General features: G+C 53.3%; 21 protein-coding genes. 7 read left to right on the top strand and 14 right to left on the bottom strand.

What is annotated here, in order from left to right; translation table 11 throughout:
- Positions 1–4: 4 nt before the first annotated feature.
- The 10 genes from recO to rseD all read right to left on the bottom strand — a co-directional run bounded on the left by recO (position 5) and on the right by rseD (position 8,493).
- Entirely contained in the window at positions 5–733 is a 729-nt protein-coding gene (gene recO / locus LDB27_RS05725) for a DNA repair protein RecO (protein WP_000399377.1), read from the bottom strand.
- Positions 734–744: 11 nt separating this feature from the next.
- A complete protein-coding gene (gene era / locus LDB27_RS05720) occupies positions 745–1,650 on the bottom strand; it encodes a GTPase Era (RefSeq protein ID WP_000102230.1) in 906 nt (301 codons plus the stop codon).
- Positions 1,647–2,327 carry a ribonuclease III gene (gene rnc / locus LDB27_RS05715; RefSeq protein WP_001068341.1) on the bottom strand — a complete coding sequence of 227 codons (681 nt, stop codon included), beginning with the start codon at positions 2,325–2,327 and terminating at the stop codon, positions 1,647–1,649. Before rnc ends, era begins: the two co-directional genes overlap by 4 nt.
- Before the next feature lie 273 nt (positions 2,328–2,600).
- Positions 2,601–3,575, bottom strand: a complete 975-nt coding sequence (gene lepB, locus LDB27_RS05710; RefSeq protein WP_000002563.1) for a signal peptidase I — start codon at positions 3,573–3,575, stop codon at positions 2,601–2,603.
- A 16-nt stretch (positions 3,576–3,591) separates the two neighbouring features.
- On the bottom strand, positions 3,592–5,391 hold the full coding sequence (gene lepA, locus LDB27_RS05705; RefSeq protein WP_000790154.1) for a translation elongation factor 4: 1,800 nt from the start codon (positions 5,389–5,391) through the stop codon (positions 3,592–3,594).
- A gap of 251 nt (positions 5,392–5,642) precedes the next feature.
- A complete protein-coding gene (rseC, locus tag LDB27_RS05700) occupies positions 5,643–6,122 on the bottom strand; it encodes a SoxR-reducing system protein RseC (protein WP_000589087.1) in 480 nt (159 codons plus the stop codon).
- The gene (gene rseB, locus LDB27_RS05695) at positions 6,119–7,075 is read right to left on the bottom strand and encodes a sigma-E factor regulatory protein RseB (protein WP_000812021.1); all 957 of its coding nucleotides are present in this window, start codon (positions 7,073–7,075) and stop codon (positions 6,119–6,121) included. Before rseB ends, rseC begins: the two co-directional genes overlap by 4 nt.
- Complete coding sequence (gene rseA, locus LDB27_RS05690) at positions 7,075–7,725, bottom strand: anti-sigma-E factor RseA (protein WP_001168374.1); 651 nt, start codon at positions 7,723–7,725, stop codon at positions 7,075–7,077. The genes rseB and rseA overlap by 1 nt, the downstream gene beginning before the upstream one ends.
- A gap of 31 nt (positions 7,726–7,756) precedes the next feature.
- Positions 7,757–8,332: an RNA polymerase sigma factor RpoE gene (gene rpoE, locus LDB27_RS05685; RefSeq protein ID WP_000003307.1), complete on the bottom strand. Its 576-nt coding sequence runs from the start codon at positions 8,330–8,332 to the stop codon at positions 7,757–7,759.
- A complete protein-coding gene (gene rseD, locus LDB27_RS05680; protein ID WP_014344135.1) occupies positions 8,329–8,493 on the bottom strand; it encodes a rpoE leader peptide RseD in 165 nt (54 codons plus the stop codon). Before rseD ends, rpoE begins: the two co-directional genes overlap by 4 nt.
- 263 nt (positions 8,494–8,756) lie before the next feature.
- Between rseD and nadB the strand changes: the two genes are divergently transcribed.
- On the top strand, positions 8,757–10,379 hold the full coding sequence (gene nadB / locus LDB27_RS05675) for an L-aspartate oxidase (protein WP_000989187.1): 1,623 nt from the start codon (positions 8,757–8,759) through the stop codon (positions 10,377–10,379).
- Here the strand turns inward: nadB and trmN are convergent.
- Positions 10,364–11,101 carry a tRNA(1)(Val) (adenine(37)-N(6))-methyltransferase TrmN gene (gene trmN, locus LDB27_RS05670; protein ID WP_000083343.1) on the bottom strand — a complete coding sequence of 246 codons (738 nt, stop codon included), beginning with the start codon at positions 11,099–11,101 and terminating at the stop codon, positions 10,364–10,366. The genes nadB and trmN overlap by 16 nt on opposite strands.
- 129 nt (positions 11,102–11,230) lie before the next feature.
- On the opposite strand from trmN, the gene srmB reads away from it, so the two are divergent.
- Positions 11,231–12,565, top strand: a complete 1,335-nt coding sequence (gene srmB / locus LDB27_RS05665) for an ATP-dependent RNA helicase SrmB (protein WP_000219174.1) — start codon at positions 11,231–11,233, stop codon at positions 12,563–12,565.
- 17 nt (positions 12,566–12,582) lie between these two features.
- Here srmB and LDB27_RS05660 read toward each other — a convergent pair whose 3' ends face one another.
- Complete coding sequence (locus LDB27_RS05660; RefSeq protein WP_000365861.1) at positions 12,583–13,482, bottom strand: LysR family transcriptional regulator; 900 nt, start codon at positions 13,480–13,482, stop codon at positions 12,583–12,585.
- Positions 13,483–13,584: 102 nt separating this feature from the next.
- Between LDB27_RS05660 and eamB the strand changes: the two genes are divergently transcribed.
- Positions 13,585–14,172: a cysteine/O-acetylserine transporter gene (eamB, locus tag LDB27_RS05655; RefSeq protein ID WP_000188414.1), complete on the top strand. Its 588-nt coding sequence runs from the start codon at positions 13,585–13,587 to the stop codon at positions 14,170–14,172.
- 61 nt (positions 14,173–14,233) lie between these two features.
- On the opposite strand, the gene grcA is transcribed toward eamB, so the two are convergent.
- A complete protein-coding gene (grcA, locus tag LDB27_RS05650) occupies positions 14,234–14,617 on the bottom strand; it encodes an autonomous glycyl radical cofactor GrcA (RefSeq protein ID WP_000627811.1) in 384 nt (127 codons plus the stop codon).
- A gap of 318 nt (positions 14,618–14,935) precedes the next feature.
- Here grcA and ung point away from each other — a divergent pair, with 318 nt between their 5' ends.
- Positions 14,936–15,625, top strand: coding sequence for a uracil-DNA glycosylase (gene ung / locus LDB27_RS05645; protein ID WP_000179978.1), 690 nt, complete (start codon positions 14,936–14,938; stop codon positions 15,623–15,625).
- A 115-nt stretch (positions 15,626–15,740) separates the two neighbouring features.
- Here the strand turns inward: ung and LDB27_RS05640 are convergent, their stop codons facing one another.
- A complete protein-coding gene (locus tag LDB27_RS05640) occupies positions 15,741–16,778 on the bottom strand; it encodes a tRNA/rRNA methyltransferase (RefSeq protein WP_000997366.1) in 1,038 nt (345 codons plus the stop codon).
- A gap of 203 nt (positions 16,779–16,981) precedes the next feature.
- On the opposite strand from LDB27_RS05640, the gene trxC reads away from it, so the two are divergent.
- The 3 genes from trxC (at position 16,982) to pat (ending at position 20,868) form a co-directional block, all read left to right on the top strand.
- On the top strand, positions 16,982–17,401 hold the full coding sequence (trxC, locus tag LDB27_RS05635; RefSeq protein ID WP_001098732.1) for a thioredoxin TrxC: 420 nt from the start codon (positions 16,982–16,984) through the stop codon (positions 17,399–17,401).
- 72 nt (positions 17,402–17,473) lie between these two features.
- Positions 17,474–18,154: a tRNA-uridine aminocarboxypropyltransferase gene (gene tapT / locus LDB27_RS05630; RefSeq protein WP_000183645.1), complete on the top strand. Its 681-nt coding sequence runs from the start codon at positions 17,474–17,476 to the stop codon at positions 18,152–18,154.
- Between the two features lie 53 nt (positions 18,155–18,207).
- Positions 18,208–20,868, top strand: a complete 2,661-nt coding sequence (pat, locus tag LDB27_RS05625) for a protein lysine acetyltransferase (RefSeq protein ID WP_000082636.1) — start codon at positions 18,208–18,210, stop codon at positions 20,866–20,868.
- Positions 20,869–20,921: the final 53 nt, after the last annotated feature.

The raw sequence follows: 20,921 nt of genomic DNA, 5'->3' as shown, positions 1-20,921 counted from the left end.
CTCGTTAATCTTTCTTCGTTTTTACTGTGCGTTTGGGCATAAATTGCCGGAACAGCTCCCGGCTTTTTAACGGTTTTCCCCCAAGATACGGCTTTAATGCCATACGGGTAAAGCGTTTAGCGGCACGCAAGGTATCTACATCCGGGAATTCCCGCGCATCCAGCGCTTTCAGGTGCCGTCCGGTAAAGGTGTTGTTATCGATGACGACGCTGGCGAAAAAGCCTTTTTCTTCGCGGTAACGGTAGGTCATGGTGTCATCCACCCGTTCGCCGCTGCCTGCACAGTGGGTGAAATTGACGCCATACCCCAGATGTCCCAGCAACGCCAGTTCGAAACGTCGCAACGCCGGTTCAGGCGAGCCGGTGGTTCCCGCCAGCGCCTGAATACAGTTCAGATAATCAAAAAAGAGTTCGGAGAAGCGCGTTTCATATTCCAGTACGCGAGAGAGGAGTTCGTTGATATACAGGCCGCTATAGAGCGTAATACCGCTTAACGGCAGCGCCAGAGAAACTGCCTCGGCGCTGCGCAGGGTTTTCACCTCGCCGCGTCCGCTGTAGCGTAGCAATAACGGCGTAAAAGGCTGTAACGCGCCTTTCAGATTGGAACGTTTAGATCGCGCGCCTTTGGCGACAAGGCGCACGCGCCCCGATTCTTCCGTGAAGACGTCCAGCATCAGGCTGGTTTCGCTCCAGGGGCGACTGTGCAGAACAAATGCGCGCTGCCACCCTTCCACGCGGTGTTAACTCACAGATCGTCTACGTAACCGAGACTGCGCAGAGCGCGTTCGTCATCGGCCCAGCCGGATTTCACTTTCACCCACAGTTCCAGGTGTACCGGCGCTTCGAACATCTCCTGCATATCTTTACGCGCTTCAATACCAATGGTTTTGATCTTGGCGCCTTTGTTGCCAATTACCATCTTCTTCTGCCCTTCGCGCTCGACGAGGATCAGCCCGTTGATATCATAACCGCCGCGTTCGTTGGTAACAAAACGTTCAATCTCAACGGTAACGGAATACGGCAGCTCGGCGCCGAGAAAACGCATCAGCTTTTCACGGATGATTTCAGACGCCATAAAGCGCTGAGAGCGATCGGTGATGTAATCTTCCGGGAAGTGGTGAATAGCTTCCGGTAAATGTTTACGCACGATACCGGCAATGGTATCGACGTTCATACCCGTTTCAGCAGAGATCGGTACGATATCAAGAAAGTTCATCTGGCTTGCCAGGAACTGGAGGTGCGGCAGCAAATCGGCTTTTTCCTGCACGTTATCCACCTTGTTAACGGCGAGAATAACCGGCGCTTTGCCATCGCGCAGTTTGTTCAGGACCATTTCATCGTCCGGCGTCCAACGGGTGCCTTCCACAACGAAAATCACCAGCTCAACGTCGCCAATCGAACTGCTCGCCGCCTTATTCATCAAACGGTTAATGGCGCGCTTTTCTTCCATATGCAGACCCGGGGTATCGACATAGATTGCCTGATACGGGCCTTCGGTATGAATACCGACAATGCGGTGGCGCGTGGTCTGCGCTTTACGGGAAGTGATCGAAATCTTCTGCCCAAGCAGTTTGTTCAGCAAGGTGGATTTGCCAACGTTCGGACGCCCGACGATGGCAATAAATCCGCAGTAAGTTTTGTCAGTGCTCATTCCAACTCCAGTTTTTTCAGCGCCTGTTCGGCGGCAGCCTGCTCCGCCTTACGACGGCTGGAACCCGTGCCAACCACCGGTTCGCTCAGGCCGCTGACCTGGCAGTGGATAGTAAATTCCTGATCGTGCGCCTCGCCGCGCACCTGCACAACCAGGTAAGATGGCAGCGGCAGATGGCGACCCTGCAAATACTCCTGCAAGCGCGTTTTCGGATCTTTTTGTTTATCGCCCGGACTTATCTCATCCAGACGAGTTTTATACCAGTTAAGGATTAACTGCTCGACGGTCTGGATATTGCTATCGAGAAATACTCCGCCGATTAACGCTTCCACGGTGTCCGCCAGAATGGACTCTCGACGGAATCCGCCGCTTTTTAATTCGCCCGGCCCTAAACGCAGGCACTCGCCTAAATCAAATTCACGGGCTAATTCCGCCAGCGTATTACCACGTACCAACGTGGCGCGCATACGGCTCATATCTCCCTCATCCACCCGTGGGAAACGGTGATAAAGCGCGTTAGCGATAACGAAGCTCAGGATTGAATCGCCTAAAAATTCCAGGCGTTCGTTATGTTTACTGCTGGCGCTGCGGTGAGTTAATGCCTGCTGCAACAGCTCCTGATGATTAAAAGTGTAGCCCAGCTTCCGTTGAAGCCGATTAATTACGATGGGGTTCATGCGATACCAATAAATGAATGCGTCAACAATCCAGCACACGAAACAGACCTGATACACGTCATCTGTCCTGCCGCATCGCTGCAGTGGAAAGAAGGTTGTCTATAACCAACGCTGTTTCGTGTGCCGTGGCGACCAAACGGCGCCAACCTAAAACTTCGGGGGAATATTCTATACACAACGACAGGGGATGTCGTTAGTCTGAGGGAATTTATCCAGGAAATAATTCACGCTGCCGCTAAAAAGACGGCAGCGTGAACGATCATTTCGTCACAGTTAGTGAATACCGCCGATACGACTCAGGCGTACGCCTGTCGGCCACTCCCCTTCCTGCTTGTCAAAGCTCATCCAGATAGCGACCGCTTTACCGACCAGATTCGCTTCCGGAACAAATCCCCAGTAACGGCTATCCGCGCTGTTATCGCGGTTGTCGCCCATCATGAAATATTGCCCCGGCGGTACAACCCAGGTCGCCAGCGGTTGCCCTGGCTGTTGGTAATACATGCCCAACTGATCCTGAGCTATCGGCACCATCAGGATGCGGTGGGTCACATCGCCTAACGTCTCTTTACGTTCGGTCAGGCGAATGCCGTTTTCTTTTGTCTCGTTTAGCGGAACCTCAAAGAAACCGCTGGTCGCTTCTCCGCCGTTACGGCGGGCAAAGGTCTGTACAAAATCGCTCGGCTCAACGTTAGAGTAGGTAACCGGCAGCGCATTTTCGCACGCCTGACCGGAGCTACAGCCAGGCTGAATCGTCACCTCTTTTGCAACCGGATCATAAGTGATTTTATCGCCCGGCAAACCGACGGCGCGTTTGATGTAATCTAACTTAGGATCTTCCGGATATTTAAATACCACAATATCCCCGCGCTTTGGATGACCGGTTTCAATCAGGGTTTTCTGGTAGATCGGATCTTTAATGCCGTAGGCAAATTTTTCCACCAGAATAAAATCGCCGATAAGCAGTGTCGGCATCATTGAGCCTGACGGGATCTGAAAGGGTTCATAAAGAAATGAACGAACGATCAGAACGATCGCCAGAACCGGGAAAACCGACGCCCCGGTCTCCAGCCAGCCCGGCTTAGGCGACACTTTATTGAGCGTAGCGTTATCCAGCGCATCTCCCGACGCCGTTTGCGCGGCAGCCTGGCGCGCCCGACGTTTTGGCGCGAAAACAAACTTATCAACGCACCATAAAATGCCCGTCACCAGTGTGGCTATCACCAGAATCAGGGCAAACATGTTCGCCATGCCAACTCCTTAGGGATTATTTATTGTCTTTACCGACATGCAGAATGGCTAGGAACGCCTCCTGAGGCAGCTCGACGTTACCGATCTGCTTCATGCGTTTCTTACCTTCTTTCTGTTTCTGCAGCAGTTTTTTCTTACGACTGATATCACCGCCGTAGCACTTCGCCAGCACGTTTTTACGTAACTGTTTTACCGTCGAACGGGCAATAATATGCGTACCAATCGCCGCCTGAATCGCGATATCAAACTGCTGGCGTGGGATCAAATCTTTCATCTTCTCCACCAGCTCGCGACCACGGCTTTGCGAGTTATCGCGGTGCGTGATCAGCGCCAGCGCATCGACACGCTCGTTGTTGATTAACACATCAACACGCACCATATCGGAAGCCTGGAAGCGCTTGAAGTTATAATCCAGAGACGCATAGCCGCGCGACGTCGATTTCAGACGGTCAAAGAAGTCGAGCACCACTTCCGCCATCGGGATTTCATAGGTCAACGCGACCTGGTTACCGTGATACACCATGTTAGTTTGTACGCCGCGTTTCTCAATACACAGCGTAATAACGTTACCTAAATAGGCTTGTGGTAACAGCATATGACATTCGGCGATAGGCTCGCGCAGTTCATAAATGTTATTCAACGGCGGCAGCTTGGAGGGGCTATCAACATAGATAGTCTCTTTCGCCGTTGTTTCTACTTCATAAACCACGGTCGGCGCAGTGGTGATCAGATCCAGATCGTATTCGCGCTCCAGACGCTCCTGAATGATCTCCATGTGCAACAGGCCGAGGAAGCCGCAGCGGAAACCAAAACCCAGCGCCGAGGAGCTTTCCGGTTCATAAAACAGTGAGGCGTCGTTCAGGCTTAGCTTGCCGAGCGCGTCGCGGAAACTTTCATAATCGTCGGAGCTGACCGGGAACAGACCTGCATAGACCTGCGGTTTCACCTTCTTAAAGCCCGGCAACGCTTTTTCCGCTGGGTTACGCGCTGAGGTTAAGGTATCGCCAACCGGCGCGCCGAGGATATCTTTAATGGCGCAGACCAGCCAGCCTACTTCGCCGCACTTCAGCTCGGTACGATCAACCTGTTTCGGCGTGAAGATCCCCAGGCGGTCAGCGTTGTAGGTCTGCCCGGTGCTCATCACTTTAATTTTGTCGCCTTTACGCATGGTGCCGTTTTTAATACGCACCAGCGATACCACGCCCAGGTAGTTATCGAACCAGGAGTCAATAATCAGCGCCTGCAGCGGGCCGTCCGGATCGCCTTGCGGCGGCGGGATATCGCGCACCAGGCGTTCCAGAACATCCGTCACGCCGACACCCGTTTTGGCGGAGCAGCGTACCGCGTCCGTCGCATCGATACCGACAATGTCTTCGATTTCTTCCGCCACACGCTCCGGATCGGCGGCCGGCAGGTCAATCTTGTTAAGCACCGGCACCACTTCAAGATCCATTTCCATCGCGGTGTAGCAGTTCGCCAACGTTTGCGCTTCTACGCCCTGGCCGGCATCCACCACCAGCAGCGCGCCCTCGCAGGCGGCTAACGAACGGGAAACTTCATAGGAAAAGTCAACGTGTCCCGGCGTGTCGATAAAGTTCAGTTGATAAGTTTCACCATCAGACGCTTTAAAATCCAGCGTCACACTCTGGGCTTTAATAGTAATACCGCGCTCACGCTCAAGATCCATCGAATCAAGTACCTGAGCTTCCATTTCACGGTCAGACAGGCCACCGCAGATTTGGATAATACGGTCAGACAGCGTCGATTTACCGTGGTCAATGTGAGCAATGATCGAAAAGTTACGTATGTTCTTCATAGAGATAAATTATTATGCCTTACGCCTGGTTGACCAGACTTTAGAGGTCGCTGTTCTGAGCTTAACGTCTGTTTTAACTGAAACGCCGCATTCTACACTACAACGCTAAGGCGAGGAAATGTTCATAGTGTAAGGAGAGCGGGAACTGGAAAACGCCTCGCTTTTTTCCTGTAAAACACCGCAACGCAGGAAAAGCGCATGCTTATCGGGACAACAACCCAACGCGGCAGGTGTACCGTTGGGCAAAACGTTTACTGGCGCGTTTCGATTGAGGTAGTTTCGACGCGAACAAGGTCCGGCGGGAGGGCAACGTTTAAAATCACCGGCTGCCAGGCGTCGCGCTCCGCCAGTTTTCGGGAATAGCCGCGGGCAACCAGAAAACCGCCCACGCCGCCCAGCACGGCCCCGCTTAATGCGGCAAGGTCAGATCCAAACAGCATCTGAAAAAGCGCCGCACAAAGAAATAGCCCTGCTAAAGGCGACATATAGACCAGCAACGCCGAACCTAAAAGGCTTTTTTCGGCGATGCCCAACTCGACTTTCTGCCCCGGCGCCAGCGGCTCCGCGCTTGGCACAACAATGGTATGCGTGGTTTGCGGCCCTAATTTATTCAGCACGCGACTGCCGCATCCCGCACGGGAGGCGCAGCTGCTGCATGACGCTTTAACGTCGCAGCTCACCACCGCCTGACCATTCTGCCAGGAGACAACGGTTGCCCACTCTTTAATCATTGTACTGCCCTGAATTTGATACTGTCGGCAATGCGCTTCGCCGTTTGCGGCGGAAGCTCGCCGACAATGGTGATTTCCGCGTTGTCGCGAACGCTGCTATAAACCGTTCGGCGCCCGGTGCGCAGCATCTGATCGCTGCTGTTTTGCGTCGCCCGGTTCACATTGACGGAAAAGCTAAACAGACCGTCAGAATAAAGCCGCGATTCGATAGGCAGGTTATCCATCGTCGGCAACGGACGACGGCTGCTGGAAACTTCGCTAAAGCCTTGCGGTACCCAGGATGGACTCCAGTTAAATTTCGTTTTTTCGCCACCGGGAACAGAAAGCAGCGGCGGCAGATTCGCCTTCGCCAGCGCCTGCATGTTGCTGCCGATATCCTGACTCACCGTGAACGCAATAACGCGGAACTGCTCCAGCGTCTCGCCATCGCGATCCAGCAGATCAACGCGCATCGGCAGTTTGGTGTCCATGTCCATCCAGACGATATAGCTGTAACGCGTACCATCGCGCGCCACAACGCGGATAACTTCGCACAATCTGTCTGCGATACGGGTGCGTCCGACAGAAATAAAGTCGTAGTAAGGCGCCAGGCGCTTGAAGTCGGTGTAAATCAGGGAAGGCAGAGAATCGACAATATAATCACCGTTCAGGGTGAACGGCTCAAGGCCCGGTTCAAAATAACTGATTTCATTACCACGCTGTACGACCTCCCGGCGGGGACCGTCCAACTGTAGCAATTGCGCAAGCGGGCGACTATCCAGGCGTGCGTGTCGATAACGTAGAGATTCAACGCCTTGTTTCGTGATGCTGACGAATGACAGCTCGTAATTCAGTGACTGACTGGCGATGTTCATCTGCTGCAATAACGCCCCGGACGCAGGGTCGGCCGAGGCGTTTACTGAGAAGAACAGGCTAGCCGCCACAAGGGACATGGCAAACCAAAGTTGCTTCATTACTGCGATTGCGTTCCTAAAGTTTGGATTCCTGGCACCTGTACCGCGGCTTGCTGGGTTTGCGCCTGCTCAAACTGAAGCTGTTCGGAGTGCAGTCGGCGCTGCAGTTCATAGTCCTGCAACATGGCATTAATGCGACGACGCTGCTCCTGTACCTGCTGTTGCTGACTGCCGACAGGCGCTGCTTCAGAAGGCACTCCCAGACTTACCGGGCTGGCTTTCCCCATCATAGGCAGGGTATTGAAAACCGGCGTTTCAGGTTGTTGGGATGTTTCAGATTGCCCATTATAGTGCTGGACACCGACGATAACTGCAAGTGAAACGCACGCCGCCACGCCCATTTGGGTAAGCTGCGCCGCCCACGGACGCACTTTTTTCCAGAACGGCATTTTCTGCCATTGCTGCGGAGCGGGTTGGGCCTCAGGGATTAATGGCGACACCTGACGTACTGGCTCGTTTTCAATAGCGGCCATCACGCGAGCGGATATATCGAAATGGAGAACGTCAGGCGTATCCCCCCGCATTGAATCGCGGATCAGGTGATAACTCTCCCAGGTTTTCTGCATTTCCGGGTCGTGCGTAAGCGCTTTGAGCAGCTCACTATCCAACGTTTCGCCATCCATCAAAGCGGAAAGTTTTTCTTTCTGCATGCCTAATACCTTTTCCAGTATCCCGCTATCGTCAACGCCTGATAAGCGGTTGAACTTTATTATCAATAGCTTCCCGCGCCCGGAAGATACGTGAACGCACCGTCCCCACCGGACAATCCATGATAGCCGCTATCTCTTCATAGCTCAGGCCATCCAGCTCCCGTAAGGTGATTGCCATACGTAAATCTTCCGGGAGGGACTCAATAGTTCGGAAAACTATCTGTCTCAGTTCTTCTGACAACATTAAGTTCTCAGGGTTCGAAATTTCTTTCAGCGCGCCGCCGCTTTCAAAGTTTTCTGCTTCAATCGCGTCTACATCACTGGAAGGCGGACGACGCCCCTGCGCAACCAGGTAGTTCTTCGCGGTATTGACCGCAATGCGATACAACCAGGTATAAAAAGCGCTATCCCCCCGGAAAGAATCCAGCGCGCGATAGGCCTTAATAAATGATTCCTGTACGACATCGGGAACGTCGCCCGATGGCACATAGCGGGAAACCAGACTCGCCACTTTATGCTGGTAGCGCACTACCAGTAAGTTAAAGGCTTTCTGATCTCCCTTCTGGACCCGTTCAACCAGGACCTGGTCCGTTAACTGCTCGCTCATCCGAGGTAATGTCTCCCCAAACCAAATTTCCACGCGCTTTCGAAACGCCACTCCATAAGCCGCACTATGAGCAAGCAACAGGTTAGAGTGTCTATGTTTCGTAAAGTTCCGTTACGCATTTGTTTTTGTTTGTCATGTTGTAGACAGGTCTTATCTTCCATTATAAGTCTACAGATGCTGAACAACGCACTATCTGTACAGAAATGCCCATTTCGTCGTTTGCAGAGTAACCTAACAGCATCTTTATTTCACTACAAAATCCGACGCTAACACCCTGCCCTATAAAATATTTTTTGCCGTTTATCTCTCGCCGTATTTTTATTTTATGTTTAATAAGCACAACACCAGCGAAATCATCACGTGCTTTTTAGCGCCATATAGTGCTAATCTGCCGCAACCGTGTTTAGTAAATTAAACAAAAACCATGATGACAACTCCTGAACTGTCCTGTGATGTGTTAATTATCGGCAGCGGCGCGGCCGGACTCTCGCTGGCGCTGCGTCTGGCTGAAAAACATAAGGTTATCGTCCTGAGTAAAGGGCCGGTGAGCGAGGGCTCCACGTTTTATGCGCAGGGCGGTATTGCCGCCGTGTTTGATGAAACCGACAGTATTGCGTCGCATGTCGAAGATACGCTGATTGCCGGCGCCGGAATTTGCGATCGCCACGCGGTGGAGTTTGTCGCCAGCAACGCTCGTACCTGCGTGCAGTGGCTTATCGATCAGGGCGTGCTGTTTGATACGCATGTCCAGCCAAACGGCAAGGAGAGCTATCATCTCACGCGTGAAGGCGGCCATAGCCATCGCCGTATCCTTCATGCCGCTGACGCTACCGGAAAGGAAGTCGAAACCACGTTGGTCAGTCGGGCGCAAAATCATCCTAATATTCAGGTGCTGGAACGCAGCAACGCCGTTGATTTAATTATCTCCGATAAAATGGGTCTGCCAGGGCCTCGCCGGGTCGTCGGCGCCTGGATCTGGAATCGCAATAAAGAGTGGGTTGAAACCTGTCATGCGAAGTCGGTGGTGCTGGCGACCGGCGGCGCCTCAAAGGTTTATCAATACACCACTAACCCGGATATTTCCTCCGGCGACGGTATCGCGATGGCCTGGCGCGCAGGCTGTCGGGTCGCTAATCTGGAATTTAACCAGTTTCATCCCACCGCCCTTTATCACCCGCAGGCGCGTAATTTTCTCCTTACCGAAGCGCTGCGCGGCGAAGGCGCATACCTTAAACGTCCGGACGGTTCACGGTTTATGCCGGACGTTGACGAACGCGGCGAACTGGCGCCGCGCGATATTGTCGCCCGCGCTATTGACCATGAGATGAAACGACTCGGCGCAGACTGTATGTTTCTCGATATCAGCCACAAGCCTGACGATTTTGTCCGCCAGCACTTCCCGATGATCTATGCGAAACTGCTCGATTTGGGGATGGATTTAACCAAAGAACCGATTCCCGTTGTTCCTGCCGCGCACTATACCTGCGGCGGCGTGGTTGTCGATGATTATGGTCGTACCGATGTAGACGGCTTATATGCCATTGGCGAAGTCAGTTACACCGGCCTGCACGGCGCTAACCGTATGGCGTCCAACTCGTTGCTGGAATGCTTAGTGTACGGCTGGTCCGCAGCAATGGATATCGACAGGCGAATGCCTTCTGTCCACAGCGTTGACGTCCTTCCCGCCTGGGATGAAAGCCGCGTGGAGAACGCCGATGAGCGGGTGGTGATTCAGCATAACTGGCATGAACTGCGCCTGCTGATGTGGGACTATGTGGGCATTGTGCGCACGACGAAACGGCTGGAGCGCGCCCTACGGCGTATTACTATGTTGCAACAAGAGATTGACGAATATTACGCCAACTTTCGCGTCTCGAATAATTTACTGGAGCTGCGCAATCTGGTGCAAGTGGCCGAACTGATTGTGCGTTGCGCGATGATGCGTAAAGAGAGCCGGGGGCTGCACTTTACGCTGGATTATCCGCAACAACTGGCTGAATCAGGCCCATCGATCCTTTCGCCGTTAACGCCTCACATAAACAGATAAAATGCCTGGGTCAGCGCCGTATAACTTTCAGAATAATGCTGGTCTGACCCGCGAATTACTAATCTGTCGCTAAAGCACTCTCCGGCTTGCGGGGAGAATGCGAGCAAAACCCGGTGCGGCAAGCGCGCTTCGTTTTCCGCAACGTCAGTACGTAATCGCAAATGCCATCCCATGTTGAGCGCTTGCTGTGTAAAAGCGTTACCTATTTGTTCCGGCAAGACTACGCAAAAAAAGCCGTCTTCGGTAATACAATCCGCCGCAATAGCCAATAACGTCTGGTGATCCAGCGTAGCGGTGTAACGCGCCTGCTCCCGCTGCGGCGTGGCGCATTCCACACCGGGTTCGTAATAAGGCGGGTTGCTGATAATAAGATCAAAGCGTACCGTCTGGCGAGGCGCCCAACGCTGAATATCGTCAGTATGCACCGTTATTCGATGCGGCCAGGGAGAGTGAGCAACGTTTTCCTGCGCTTGCATGGCAGCCCCGGCATCCAGTTCCACGGCGTCAATAGGCACATTGTCATCCGTCCGCTGCGCCAGCATTAACGCCAGTAGACCGCTTCCAGTACCGATATCCAGAATTCGCTTTACATCCGCGACCGGCGCCCACGCCCCGAGTAAAATACCGTCAGTTCCCACTTTCATCGCACACCGATCGTGTGCGACAAAAAACTGTTTAAACGTAAATCCGTTACGACGAAGAACGGAGCCAGACTGAGACATGTAAAAACAACCTTGCAAAAAACGGCGACAGCGCCGGGTGAAAACAATACCTGAGAAGGGATATCCATACAAACAGATGAAGATTGCGGCCGTAACGTCTATAATCAGCGCCCCACACAGAGGTAGAACATGACTGTAACGACTTTTTCCGAACTTGAACTCGACGAAAGCCTGCTGGATGCCCTCCAGGATAAAGGTTTCACTCGCCCGACCGCCATTCAGGCTGCCGCCATTCCGCCTGCGCTCGATGGCCGTGATGTACTCGGTTCTGCGCCGACAGGCACCGGTAAAACGGCGGCATATCTGCTGCCGGCGTTGCAGCACCTGCTCGACTTTCCGCGTAAAAAATCGGGGCCGCCGCGTATTCTAATCCTGACGCCAACCCGCGAACTGGCAATGCAGGTTGCCGATCACGCTCGTGAACTGGCTAAGCATACTCATCTGGATATCGCCACGATTACCGGCGGCGTGGCCTATATGAACCATGCTGAAGTGTTTAGCGAAAACCAGGATATCGTGGTCGCCACGACGGGCCGTCTGCTGCAATATATAAAAGAAGAGAATTTTGACTGCCGGGCGGTTGAAACACTGATCCTTGACGAAGCTGACCGGATGCTCGACATGGGCTTCGCTCAGGACATTGAACATATCGCTGGTGAGACCCGCTGGCGTAAACAGACGATGCTGTTCTCCGCCACGCTGGAAGGCGATGCGATTAAAGATTTTGCCGAGCGCCTGCTGGAAGACCCGGTTGAGGTTTCCGCCAATCCGTCAACCCGCGAGCGTAAGAAAATTCACCAGTGGTACTACCGTGCCGACAATTTCGAACATAAAGTTGCGCTGTTGAAGCACCTGCTAAAACAAGACGATGCAACCCGTTCTATCGTGTTTGTACGTAAACGTGAACGCGTCCATGAACTGGCTGAAACGCTGCGTCTGGCAGGGATCAACAATTGCTATCTTGAAGGCGAGATGGCGCAGATCAAACGTAACGAAGGTATTAAGCGTCTCACCGACGGTCGCGTTAACGTGCTGGTCGCGACCGACGTCGCGGCACGCGGGATTGATATTCCTGACGTCAGCCACGTCATTAACTTCGACATGCCGCGCAGTGGCGATACCTATCTGCATCGCATTGGTCGTACAGGCCGTGCGGGTCGCAAAGGCACTGCAATCTCGCTGGTAGAAGCCCACGACCATCTGTTGCTGCTGAAAATCGGTCGCTACATCGAAGAGCCGCTAAAAGCGCGCGTCATTGATGAGCTTCGCCCGACCACGCGTGCGCCCAGCGAAAAGCTGACCGGCAAACCGTCGAAAAAAGTGCTGGCGAAACGCGCCGAGAAGAAAAAAGAGAAAGAAAAAGAGAAGCCGCGTGTGAAGAAACGTCACCGCGATACAAAAAATATCGGTAAGCGCCGCAAGCCAAGCGGTACGAAAATGCAGGAGCAATCCAGCGAAGAGTGATGATACTGCCGGGTTCGTTAACCCGGCATTTTTTTATCTTCCACGGTAAAACACGCCTCCATACACTGCATAAATATCTGCATTGCCGGGCTGACCGCTTTCCCGGCATGATGGGCGCACAGCGCCATGATCGATAGCGACGGCGCGCCAAACGGCAGCTCTTTCAACTGACCGGTACTAAGTTCTCGTTCAACGGTAAAACGTGGTAAAAAGCTGATGCCCAGGTTAGCAGCCACACACTGTTTAATGCTTTCAATACTCCACAGTTCAATGGTGTTTTCCAGCGTAATCCGCCTCTGCCGTAGCGTACTTTCAAACAGCTGGCGGAAGACACATTGCGGTTCATTGATGATGAAGCTACAGGGAATATGCTGATCTGGCTGCGTAAAATCAGCATCCTGTAGCAGTGGAGAGGCCACCAGCGCCAGCGACTGCTCCCCCAGTTGCTGCATCGTGAGCGCATCATCATTACCTACGCGATAAAAAACGCCCAGATCGACCTCGTCATTCAGCAACGCATCACGTATTACATAGCAATTCAGCGACTGTAGCGACAATCTGACATTCGGCGCTCGCAGCTTAAATCGTTGTAAAACCTGCGGCATTTTGTACGCCAGTAAGGTTTCACCTGTCGCCACGCGCAGCTCCCCGCCGGGTTCCGCATCCTGTCTTGCGGCTTCACGAATCGACTCCATCACACGCGTCAGTTCATGGATATGCGGCATCAGCTTTTTCCCCTCATTGGTCAGACACATTCGGCGCCCTATTTTCTCGAACAGTTGCAGGGAAAACTCACGTTCAAGCTGTTGAATATGAAAAGTTACCGTCGACTGAGTACAGCACAGCTTTTGCGAAGCCCGCAGAAACGAGCCCTCTTCCACTACCGTTTTCAGCGTAATAAACCGACGCAGATCCATAACCACCAACCTATCGAAAATCTCGAATTCAGAATTAAAAAACATTCATTTTTTTAAATATTTCATATCGGGTACTGTCTGCTAAAACAGAGGAGATGACAAGTGACACCGATGCTTTTAAGCGCTTTCTGGACTTATACATTAATCACCGCCCTTACCCCCGGCCCAAACAATATTCTCGCGCTTAGCGCAGCAACTGCACATGGTTTTCGGCAGAGTATTCGTGTACTGGCAGGTATGAGTCTGGGATTTTTGGTCGTCATGCTGCTGTGCGCCGGGATCGCGTTTTCCCTTGCGGTTATCGATCCGGCAATCATTCATTTACTCAGTTGGGTGGGGGCTGCGTATATCCTGTGGCTGGCGTGGAAAATTGCCACCAGTCCAGCGGCGGATGAGAACGCCAGACCAAAACCGGTTGGCTTTTGGGTAAGCTTTGGCCTGCAGTTTGTGAACGTCAAAATTATTCTGTACGGCATTACCGCTCTGTCTACATTTGTTTTACCGCAAACGCAGGCGCTGAATTGGGTCATCGGCGTCAGTATATTGCTGGCATTGATCGGCACGTTCGGTAATGTGTGCTGGGCGCTGGCGGGACATCTGTTTCAGCGGGCGTTTCGCCATTATGGTCGCCAGTTAAATATCATTCTGGCGTTACTGCTGGTGTACTGCGCGGTGCGGATTTTTTACTGACCCAAATAAAACAAAAGCGGAAAAGGCCCGGCCTCTTCCGCTTGTTATTACCGGATAAGCCTTACAGGCTTTCGGTAAAGGTACGAGCGATAACGTCGCGCTGCTGTTCCGGCGTCAGGGAGTTAAAACGCACCGCATAACCAGAAACACGAATAGTCAGCTGCGGGTATTTTTCCGGATGCTTAACCGCGTCTTCCAGAGTTTCACGACGCAGAACGTTAACGTTCAGATGCTGACCGCCTTCAACGCGTACTTCCGGTTTAACTTCCATCGGAATTTCACGGTATTCAATCTCGCCCAGTTTGCTGACAGCCACAACTTCATCTTCAGCAAAGCCGGATTTTGCAACGATGCAGCGCGCTTCGCCTTTTTCGCTGTCCAGCAGCCAGAAGGAATTCAGCAGGTCGTCGTTAGCGGCTTTAGTAATCTGGATACCTGTAATCATGTGATGCCTCCCCAGGCAAAATTATTTGATTTCGGTCGGCCTAATCCCGGCCAATTGGTAAAACCATTGTTGCTTGAGTGTATATATACCCTTCGATCACCCTTCATTCTTTGATTTAAATCAATAAAAACCACACCATAAAAAGGGTGATGAAGGGAATTTATTGTTTTACATCAACTTACACCATTCAGACCTATAAACTTTTTACATAAATTTTCAACTATCTTTTGTAGGTAACCGTTTTTGTAGCACGCAGGATTTTGCACTGCAGAAAGAAGCAGTTAAGCTAAGGGAACTGGAAATTCGCAGGAGAGCGAGATGGCGACTGAGTTAACCTGGCACGATGTGCTGGCTGATGAGAAACAGCAACCTTACTTTATCAATACGCTTCACACTGTTGCTGGCGAGCGTCAGTCGGGTATCACGGTCTACCCGCCGCAAAAAGATGTGTTTAACGCCTTTCGCTTCACGGAACTGGGCGACGTTAAGGTGGTGATCCTGGGACAAGATCCTTACCACGGCCCCGGCCAGGCACATGGTCTGGCGTTTTCCGTGCGTCCTGGGATCGCTCCCCCGCCGTCATTAGTGAATATGTACAAAGAGCTGGAAGCCTCCATTCCCGGCTTTGTTCGCCCCGCGCACGGTTATCTGGAAAGCTGGGCGCGCCAGGGCGTACTGTTACTGAATACGGTGCTCACGGTACGGGCAGGCCAGGCGCATTCTCATGCCAGCCTGGGGTGGGAAACTTTTACGGATAAAGTGATAAGCCTGATTAACCAACACCGCGAAGGGGTCGTCTTCTTGCTGTGGGGCTCGCACGCCCAGAAGAAAGGCGCGATTATTGATCCACAGCGCCACCATATTCTGAAAGCTCCGCATCCCTCGCCACTCTCTGCGCACCGCGGATTTTTTGGCTGTAACCATTTTGCGCTAACGAACCAATGGCTGGAACAACACGGCGAGAAAACTATCGACTGGACGCCAGTATTACCGGCTGAGAGTGAATAACGTTGGCGACTCGCCGTTTTATCGCCCGGATAACGGCGCGAAAGCGCCTTGTCTGACCGGGCGGTAGGAAGTACATCATTGGCCCGGCGCGCGTTGCGTCACCGGGCTGCAGCCCTTACGCTTTATTCTGTCGCCACCACTCGGCGAGGAGTACGCCTGTCGCAACCGACACATTCAGGCTTTCCACGTTCCCGGTGCCGTTAATTTTCACGCACAGATCGCCGGGTTCGCGCGCCGCTTCCGGCAGGAAGTCATATTCACGGCCTAAGACCAGCACCATCTTTTCCGGCAGGGTCGTACTAAAGAGCGCCTGACCGCGATCGCTGGACGTCGTCACCACGGTGTACCCCGCCTGACGAAAATCATCCAGTACGTCAACAATGCTTTCACCAGTGATCGGCTGGACATGCTCCGCCCCGCCTTCCGCGGTACGAATCGCCGCGCCGGACTCCAGCAACGCCGCATCCTGTACCACCACGCCTTTCACGCCGAAGTGCGCGCAGCTACGCATCATGCCGCCCAGATTATGCGGGTTAGCGACATCTTCCAACGCCAGCACGCAGTCTTGATCCGCCGCCTGCTTTACCCATTGCTTAACGGTCGTACCGTTACGCTTTTTAATCAGGAAACACACGCCGCCGTGGTGCTCAGTCCCGGAAGCTTTTGCCAGTTCGGCTTCATCCACCACATGGTAGGCTTTACGATTCGCCGCCATCCAGCGCAGCGCCTCTTTAAAACGCGGCGTTACGCTTTGGATAAACCATGCGCGCACGATGGCGTCAGGACGGCTCTGGAATAGCGCCTGGCAGGCATTTTCGCCGTAGACGCGCGTCTCTTCCGCACGCTGGCGACGCAAAACTTCAGGGTCGATAAAACTTTTACCGCTAATACCACCATGATCGACTTTCTCAGGCGTTTCATCGCCTGGCGCACGGGACACGGTGCGCCACGGCGAAGTTTCATGTTTACGGTCACGGCTCTGATTATTTCGCTCATCACGGGCGGGGCGACGTCCACCGTCAGTGCGAGACTTTGCTGGGCGGCCTCCCCCTTTCCCGGTACGCGGGTTATGGGTGCGTTTATCAGAGTCATCATCACTACGGACATACATCACTTTGACTTTGCCGCTTTTGTTTTTTAATTCATCGTTCATGCTTTTCTCCACCAGCGCTGCGCGAAGCGCGAAGATTACCCGATGTGCATCCGGTTAGCCATGATTTCGTTTAAAAGCTTGCGACTATTGTACTCATTGAATAAAACACATTGTTGTTTAGCACAGACTCCTCGATAATATGTAACATTATAGAAACATCCCGCGCGTAGCGGGACGTCTTCCGACGTATTCAGAGGTTAGCTATGAACACCGTTTGTACCCACTGTCAGGCCATTAACCGCATCCCCGACGATCGGCTTCAGGACGCGGCAAAATGTGGACGCTGCGGTCATGAGTTGTTTGACGGAGAAGTCATTAATGCGACCGGCGAAACGCTGGACAAACTGTTGAAGGACGATCTTCCAGTGGTGATCGACTTTTGGGCACCCTGGTGCGGCCCTTGCCGTAACTTTGCGCCAATCTTCGAGGATGTCGCAGAAGAGCGCAGCGGTAAAGTCCGTTTCGTCAAAGTGAATACCGAGGCGGAACGGGAACTCAGCGCCCGTTTCGGTATTCGCAGCATCCCGACGATTATGATTTTTAAACATGGACAGGTGGTCGATATGCTTAATGGCGCAGTGCCTAAAGCGCCTTTCGACAGCTGGCTGAACGAAGCGCTGTAAACGCCACGGGGCGCATCTTGTGCCCCGTTTTCACCTCTGCCACAATAGCGTTTTTCTCCGCAAACGCTTTCTATGACCAATAACGCTGTCCTTCAGTTACGCGCCGAACGGCTTGCGCGCGCTACACGCCCTTTTCTTGCCAGAGGCAATCGGGTTCGCCGCTGTCAACGCTGCCTGCTGCCGCTAAAATCTTGCCTGTGTGATACGTTAACGCCTTCTCAGGCGAAAAGCCGTTTTTGTCTGGTCATGTTTGACACTGAACCGATGAAACCCAGCAATACCGGCCGACTGATAGCCGATATTTTGCCGGATACCGCGGCGTTTCAGTGGTCGCGTACCGAGCCGCCGCAGGCGTTGCTGGAGCTGGTACGGCATCCGGATTATCAGCCGATAGTGGTCTTTCCTGCGTCCTACGCCGGCGACGCGCGCGAGGTCATTTCCACCCCGCCCGCCGGGAAACCGCCGCTGTTTATTATGCTGGACGGCACCTGGCCCGAAGCACGTAAAATGTTTCGTAAAAGCCCTTATCTGGATCATCTGCCGGTCATTTCCGTCGATTTATCGCGTCTTTCAGCTTATCGTCTGCGTGAAATCCATGCCGAAGGGCAATATTGTACCGCCGAAGTCGCCATAGCGTTGTTAGATCTGGCGGGAGATACCGAGGCGGCAACCAGTTTAGGTGAACATTTCACCCGTTTTAAAACGCGCTATCTGGCAGGAAAAACGCAACATCCGGGAAACGTCACAGCATAAAATAGCGAAAGCGTTTAAAATTATCCGGTCACTTCTGTGTAAGGGAAACCGGTATGAGCCAGCAAGGACTGGAAGCGCTACTGCGACCAAAATCGATCGCGGTGATTGGCGCATCAATGAAGCCCCACCGCGCGGGTTATCTGATGATGCGTAACTTGTTGGCGGGCGGATTCAATGGCCCCGTTCTTCCCGTGACGCCCGCCTGGAAAGCCGTTTTAGGCGTCATGGCCTGGCCGGATATCGCCAGTCTTCCTTTCACCCCCGATCTGGCTATTTTATGCACTAACGCCAGCCGAAACCTGGCGTTACTGGACGCGCTTGGCGCGAAAGGTTGTAAAACGTGCATTATCCTTTCTGCTCCCTCGTCACAACATGAAGAACTTCTTGCCTGTGCCCGGCATTATAAAATGCGTCTGCTGGGTCCAAACAGTCTTGGGCTCCTCGCGCCGTGGCAAGGGCTGAATGCCAGCTTTTCTCCCGTCCCGATTAAACAGGGCAAGCTCGCTTTTATTTCCCAGTCTGCCGCCGTTTCTAATACTATTCTTGACTGGGCGCAACAGCGTGAAATGGGCTTTTCCTACTTTATCGCGCTGGGCGATAGCCTGGATATTGATGTCGATGAACTACTGGACTATCTGGCGCGCGACAGCAAGACCAGCGCGATTTTGCTCTACCTGGAACAGTTAAGCGACGCCCGCCGTTTTGTTTCCGCCGCCCGTAGCGCTTCACGTAACAAACCGATTCTGGTGATTAAAAGCGGCCGAAGCCCGGCAGCCCAGCGTTTACTTAATACCAGCGCGGGAATGGATCCTGCGTGGGATGCGGCCATCCAGCGCGCAGGCCTGCTGCGAGTCCAGGATACGCACGAGCTTTTTTCCGCCGTCGAAACACTGAGCCATATGCGTCCGCTACGCGGCGACAGACTGATGATTATCAGCAATGGCGCCGCGCCTGCCGCGCTGGCGTTAGATGAGTTGTGGTCGCGTAACGGCAAACTGGCGACGTTGAGCGAAGAGACCTGCCTGCAATTACGGCAGGCGCTTCCCGCGCACATTGATATTGCCAATCCGCTGGATCTGTGTGATGACGCCAGCAGCGAACATTACGTCAAAACGCTGGATATCCTGCTCGCCAGTCAGGATTTTGACGCGCTTATGGTTATCCACTCTCCCAGCGCTGCCGCGCCGGGTACGGAAAGCGCCCATGCCCTGATCGAGACGATTAAGCGCCACCCCAGAGGCAAGTTTGTTACGCTGCTGACAAACTGGTGCGGCGAGTTCTCGTCTCAGGAAGCAAGACGGCTATTCAGCGAAGCCGGATTACCAACCTACCGCACGCCGGAAGGCACGATTACCGCGTTTATGCATATGGTGGAATACCGGCGTAACCAGAAGCAACTGCGGGAAACGCCAGCGTTGCCGAGTAACCTGACGTCCAATACCGCTGAGGCGCATAATCTGTTACAGCGGGCGATTGCGGAAGGCGCCACCTCACTGGACACCCATGAAGTACAGCCGATTTTACACGCCTATGGGCTGCATACGCTCCCAACCTGGATTGCCAGCGACAGCGCTGAAGCGGTGCATATCGCCGAACAGATAGGCTATCCGGTAGCTCTCAAGCTGCGCTCGCCTGACATTCCGCATAAATCTGAAGTTCAGGGGGTCATGCTTTACCTGCGGACCGCAAGCGAGGTACAACAGGCCGCAAACGCCATTTTCGATCGTGTAAAGATGGCCTGGCCGCAGGCGCGGATTCACGGTTTGCTGGTACAAAGTATGGCTAACCGCGCCGGCGCGCAGGAGCTGCGTGTGGTGGTCGAGCACGATCCGGTGTTTGGTCCTTTGATTATGTTGGGTGAAGGCGGTGTAGAGTGGCGTCCGGAAGAGCAGGCGGTCGTCGCGCTGCCGCCGCTCAACATGAATCTGGCGCGCTATCTGGTGATTCAGGGCATTAAACAGCGGAAAATTCGCGCCCGTAGCGCGCTGCGTCCGCTGGATATTGTCGGTTTAAGCCAGTTGCTGGTCCAGGTTTCAAACCTGATTGTCGATTGCCCGGAAATTCAGCGTCTGGATATCCATCCGCTGCTGGCTTCCGCCAGTGAGTTTACCGCGCTGGATGTGACGCTGGATATTGCCCCGTTTGATGGCGATAACGAAAGTCGACTTGCGGTACGCCCCTATCCCCACCAGCTTGAAGAGTGGGTGGAGATGAAAAACGGCGATCGCTGCCTGTTCCGTCCGATCCTGCCGGAAGATGAGCCCCAACTGCGACAATTCATCGCCCAGGTCACCAAAGAGGATCTTTACTACCGTTATTTCAGCGAGATCAACGAATTCACCCATGAAGATTTAGCCAACATGACGCAGATCGACTACGATCGAGAAATGGCCTTTGTGGCCGTGAGGCGGATGGACAACGCTGAAGAGATCCTCGGCGTAACGCGCGCGATCTCCGATCCTGACAACGTAGATGCCGAATTTGCCGTATTGGTGCGTTCAGATCTCAAAGGGTTGGGTTTAGGACGCCGTTTAATGGAGAAATTGATTGCCTATACTCGCGATCACGGATTGAAGCGGCTGAACGGTATTACGATGCCGAACAATCGCGGCATGGTCGCGTTGGCCAGAAAACTGGGATTTCAGGTCGATATCCAGCTCGAAGAGGGCATCGTGGGATTGACGCTGAATCTGGCCAAATGTGATGAATCATGAGTAATGTACTGGAAATGTTGACCACTTTAACGGGTACTGATGTTATTATTGCT

This window comes from Salmonella sp. JXY0409-18, assembly GCF_020268625.1.
GTDB lineage: Bacteria > Pseudomonadota > Gammaproteobacteria > Enterobacterales > Enterobacteriaceae > Salmonella > Salmonella enterica.
This window is presented reverse-complemented; position numbering and strand designations above follow the sequence as displayed.

Coding starts and splice junctions, on each gene's coding strand:
- era (WP_000102230.1), bottom strand. CDS start 1,650: ATGAGCACTGACAAAACTTACTGCGGATTTATTGCCATCGTCGGGCGT.
- rnc (WP_001068341.1), bottom strand. CDS start 2,327: ATGAACCCCATCGTAATTAATCGGCTTCAACGGAAGCTGGGCTACACT.
- lepB (WP_000002563.1), bottom strand. CDS start 3,575: ATGGCGAACATGTTTGCCCTGATTCTGGTGATAGCCACACTGGTGACG.
- lepA (WP_000790154.1), bottom strand. CDS start 5,391: ATGAAGAACATACGTAACTTTTCGATCATTGCTCACATTGACCACGGT.
- rseC (WP_000589087.1), bottom strand. CDS start 6,122: ATGATTAAAGAGTGGGCAACCGTTGTCTCCTGGCAGAATGGTCAGGCG.
- rseB (WP_000812021.1), bottom strand. CDS start 7,075: ATGAAGCAACTTTGGTTTGCCATGTCCCTTGTGGCGGCTAGCCTGTTC.
- rseA (WP_001168374.1), bottom strand. CDS start 7,725: ATGCAGAAAGAAAAACTTTCCGCTTTGATGGATGGCGAAACGTTGGAT.
- rpoE (WP_000003307.1), bottom strand. CDS start 8,332: ATGAGCGAGCAGTTAACGGACCAGGTCCTGGTTGAACGGGTCCAGAAG.
- rseD (WP_014344135.1), bottom strand. CDS start 8,493: ATGGAAGATAAGACCTGTCTACAACATGACAAACAAAAACAAATGCGT.
- nadB (WP_000989187.1), top strand. CDS start 8,757: ATGATGACAACTCCTGAACTGTCCTGTGATGTGTTAATTATCGGCAGC.
- trmN (WP_000083343.1), bottom strand. CDS start 11,101: ATGTCTCAGTCTGGCTCCGTTCTTCGTCGTAACGGATTTACGTTTAAA.
- srmB (WP_000219174.1), top strand. CDS start 11,231: ATGACTGTAACGACTTTTTCCGAACTTGAACTCGACGAAAGCCTGCTG.
- LDB27_RS05660 (WP_000365861.1), bottom strand. CDS start 13,482: ATGGATCTGCGTCGGTTTATTACGCTGAAAACGGTAGTGGAAGAGGGC.
- grcA (WP_000627811.1), bottom strand. CDS start 14,617: ATGATTACAGGTATCCAGATTACTAAAGCCGCTAACGACGACCTGCTG.
- ung (WP_000179978.1), top strand. CDS start 14,936: ATGGCGACTGAGTTAACCTGGCACGATGTGCTGGCTGATGAGAAACAG.
- LDB27_RS05640 (WP_000997366.1), bottom strand. CDS start 16,778: ATGAACGATGAATTAAAAAACAAAAGCGGCAAAGTCAAAGTGATGTAT.
- trxC (WP_001098732.1), top strand. CDS start 16,982: ATGAACACCGTTTGTACCCACTGTCAGGCCATTAACCGCATCCCCGAC.
- tapT (WP_000183645.1), top strand. CDS start 17,474: ATGACCAATAACGCTGTCCTTCAGTTACGCGCCGAACGGCTTGCGCGC.
- pat (WP_000082636.1), top strand. CDS start 18,208: ATGAGCCAGCAAGGACTGGAAGCGCTACTGCGACCAAAATCGATCGCG.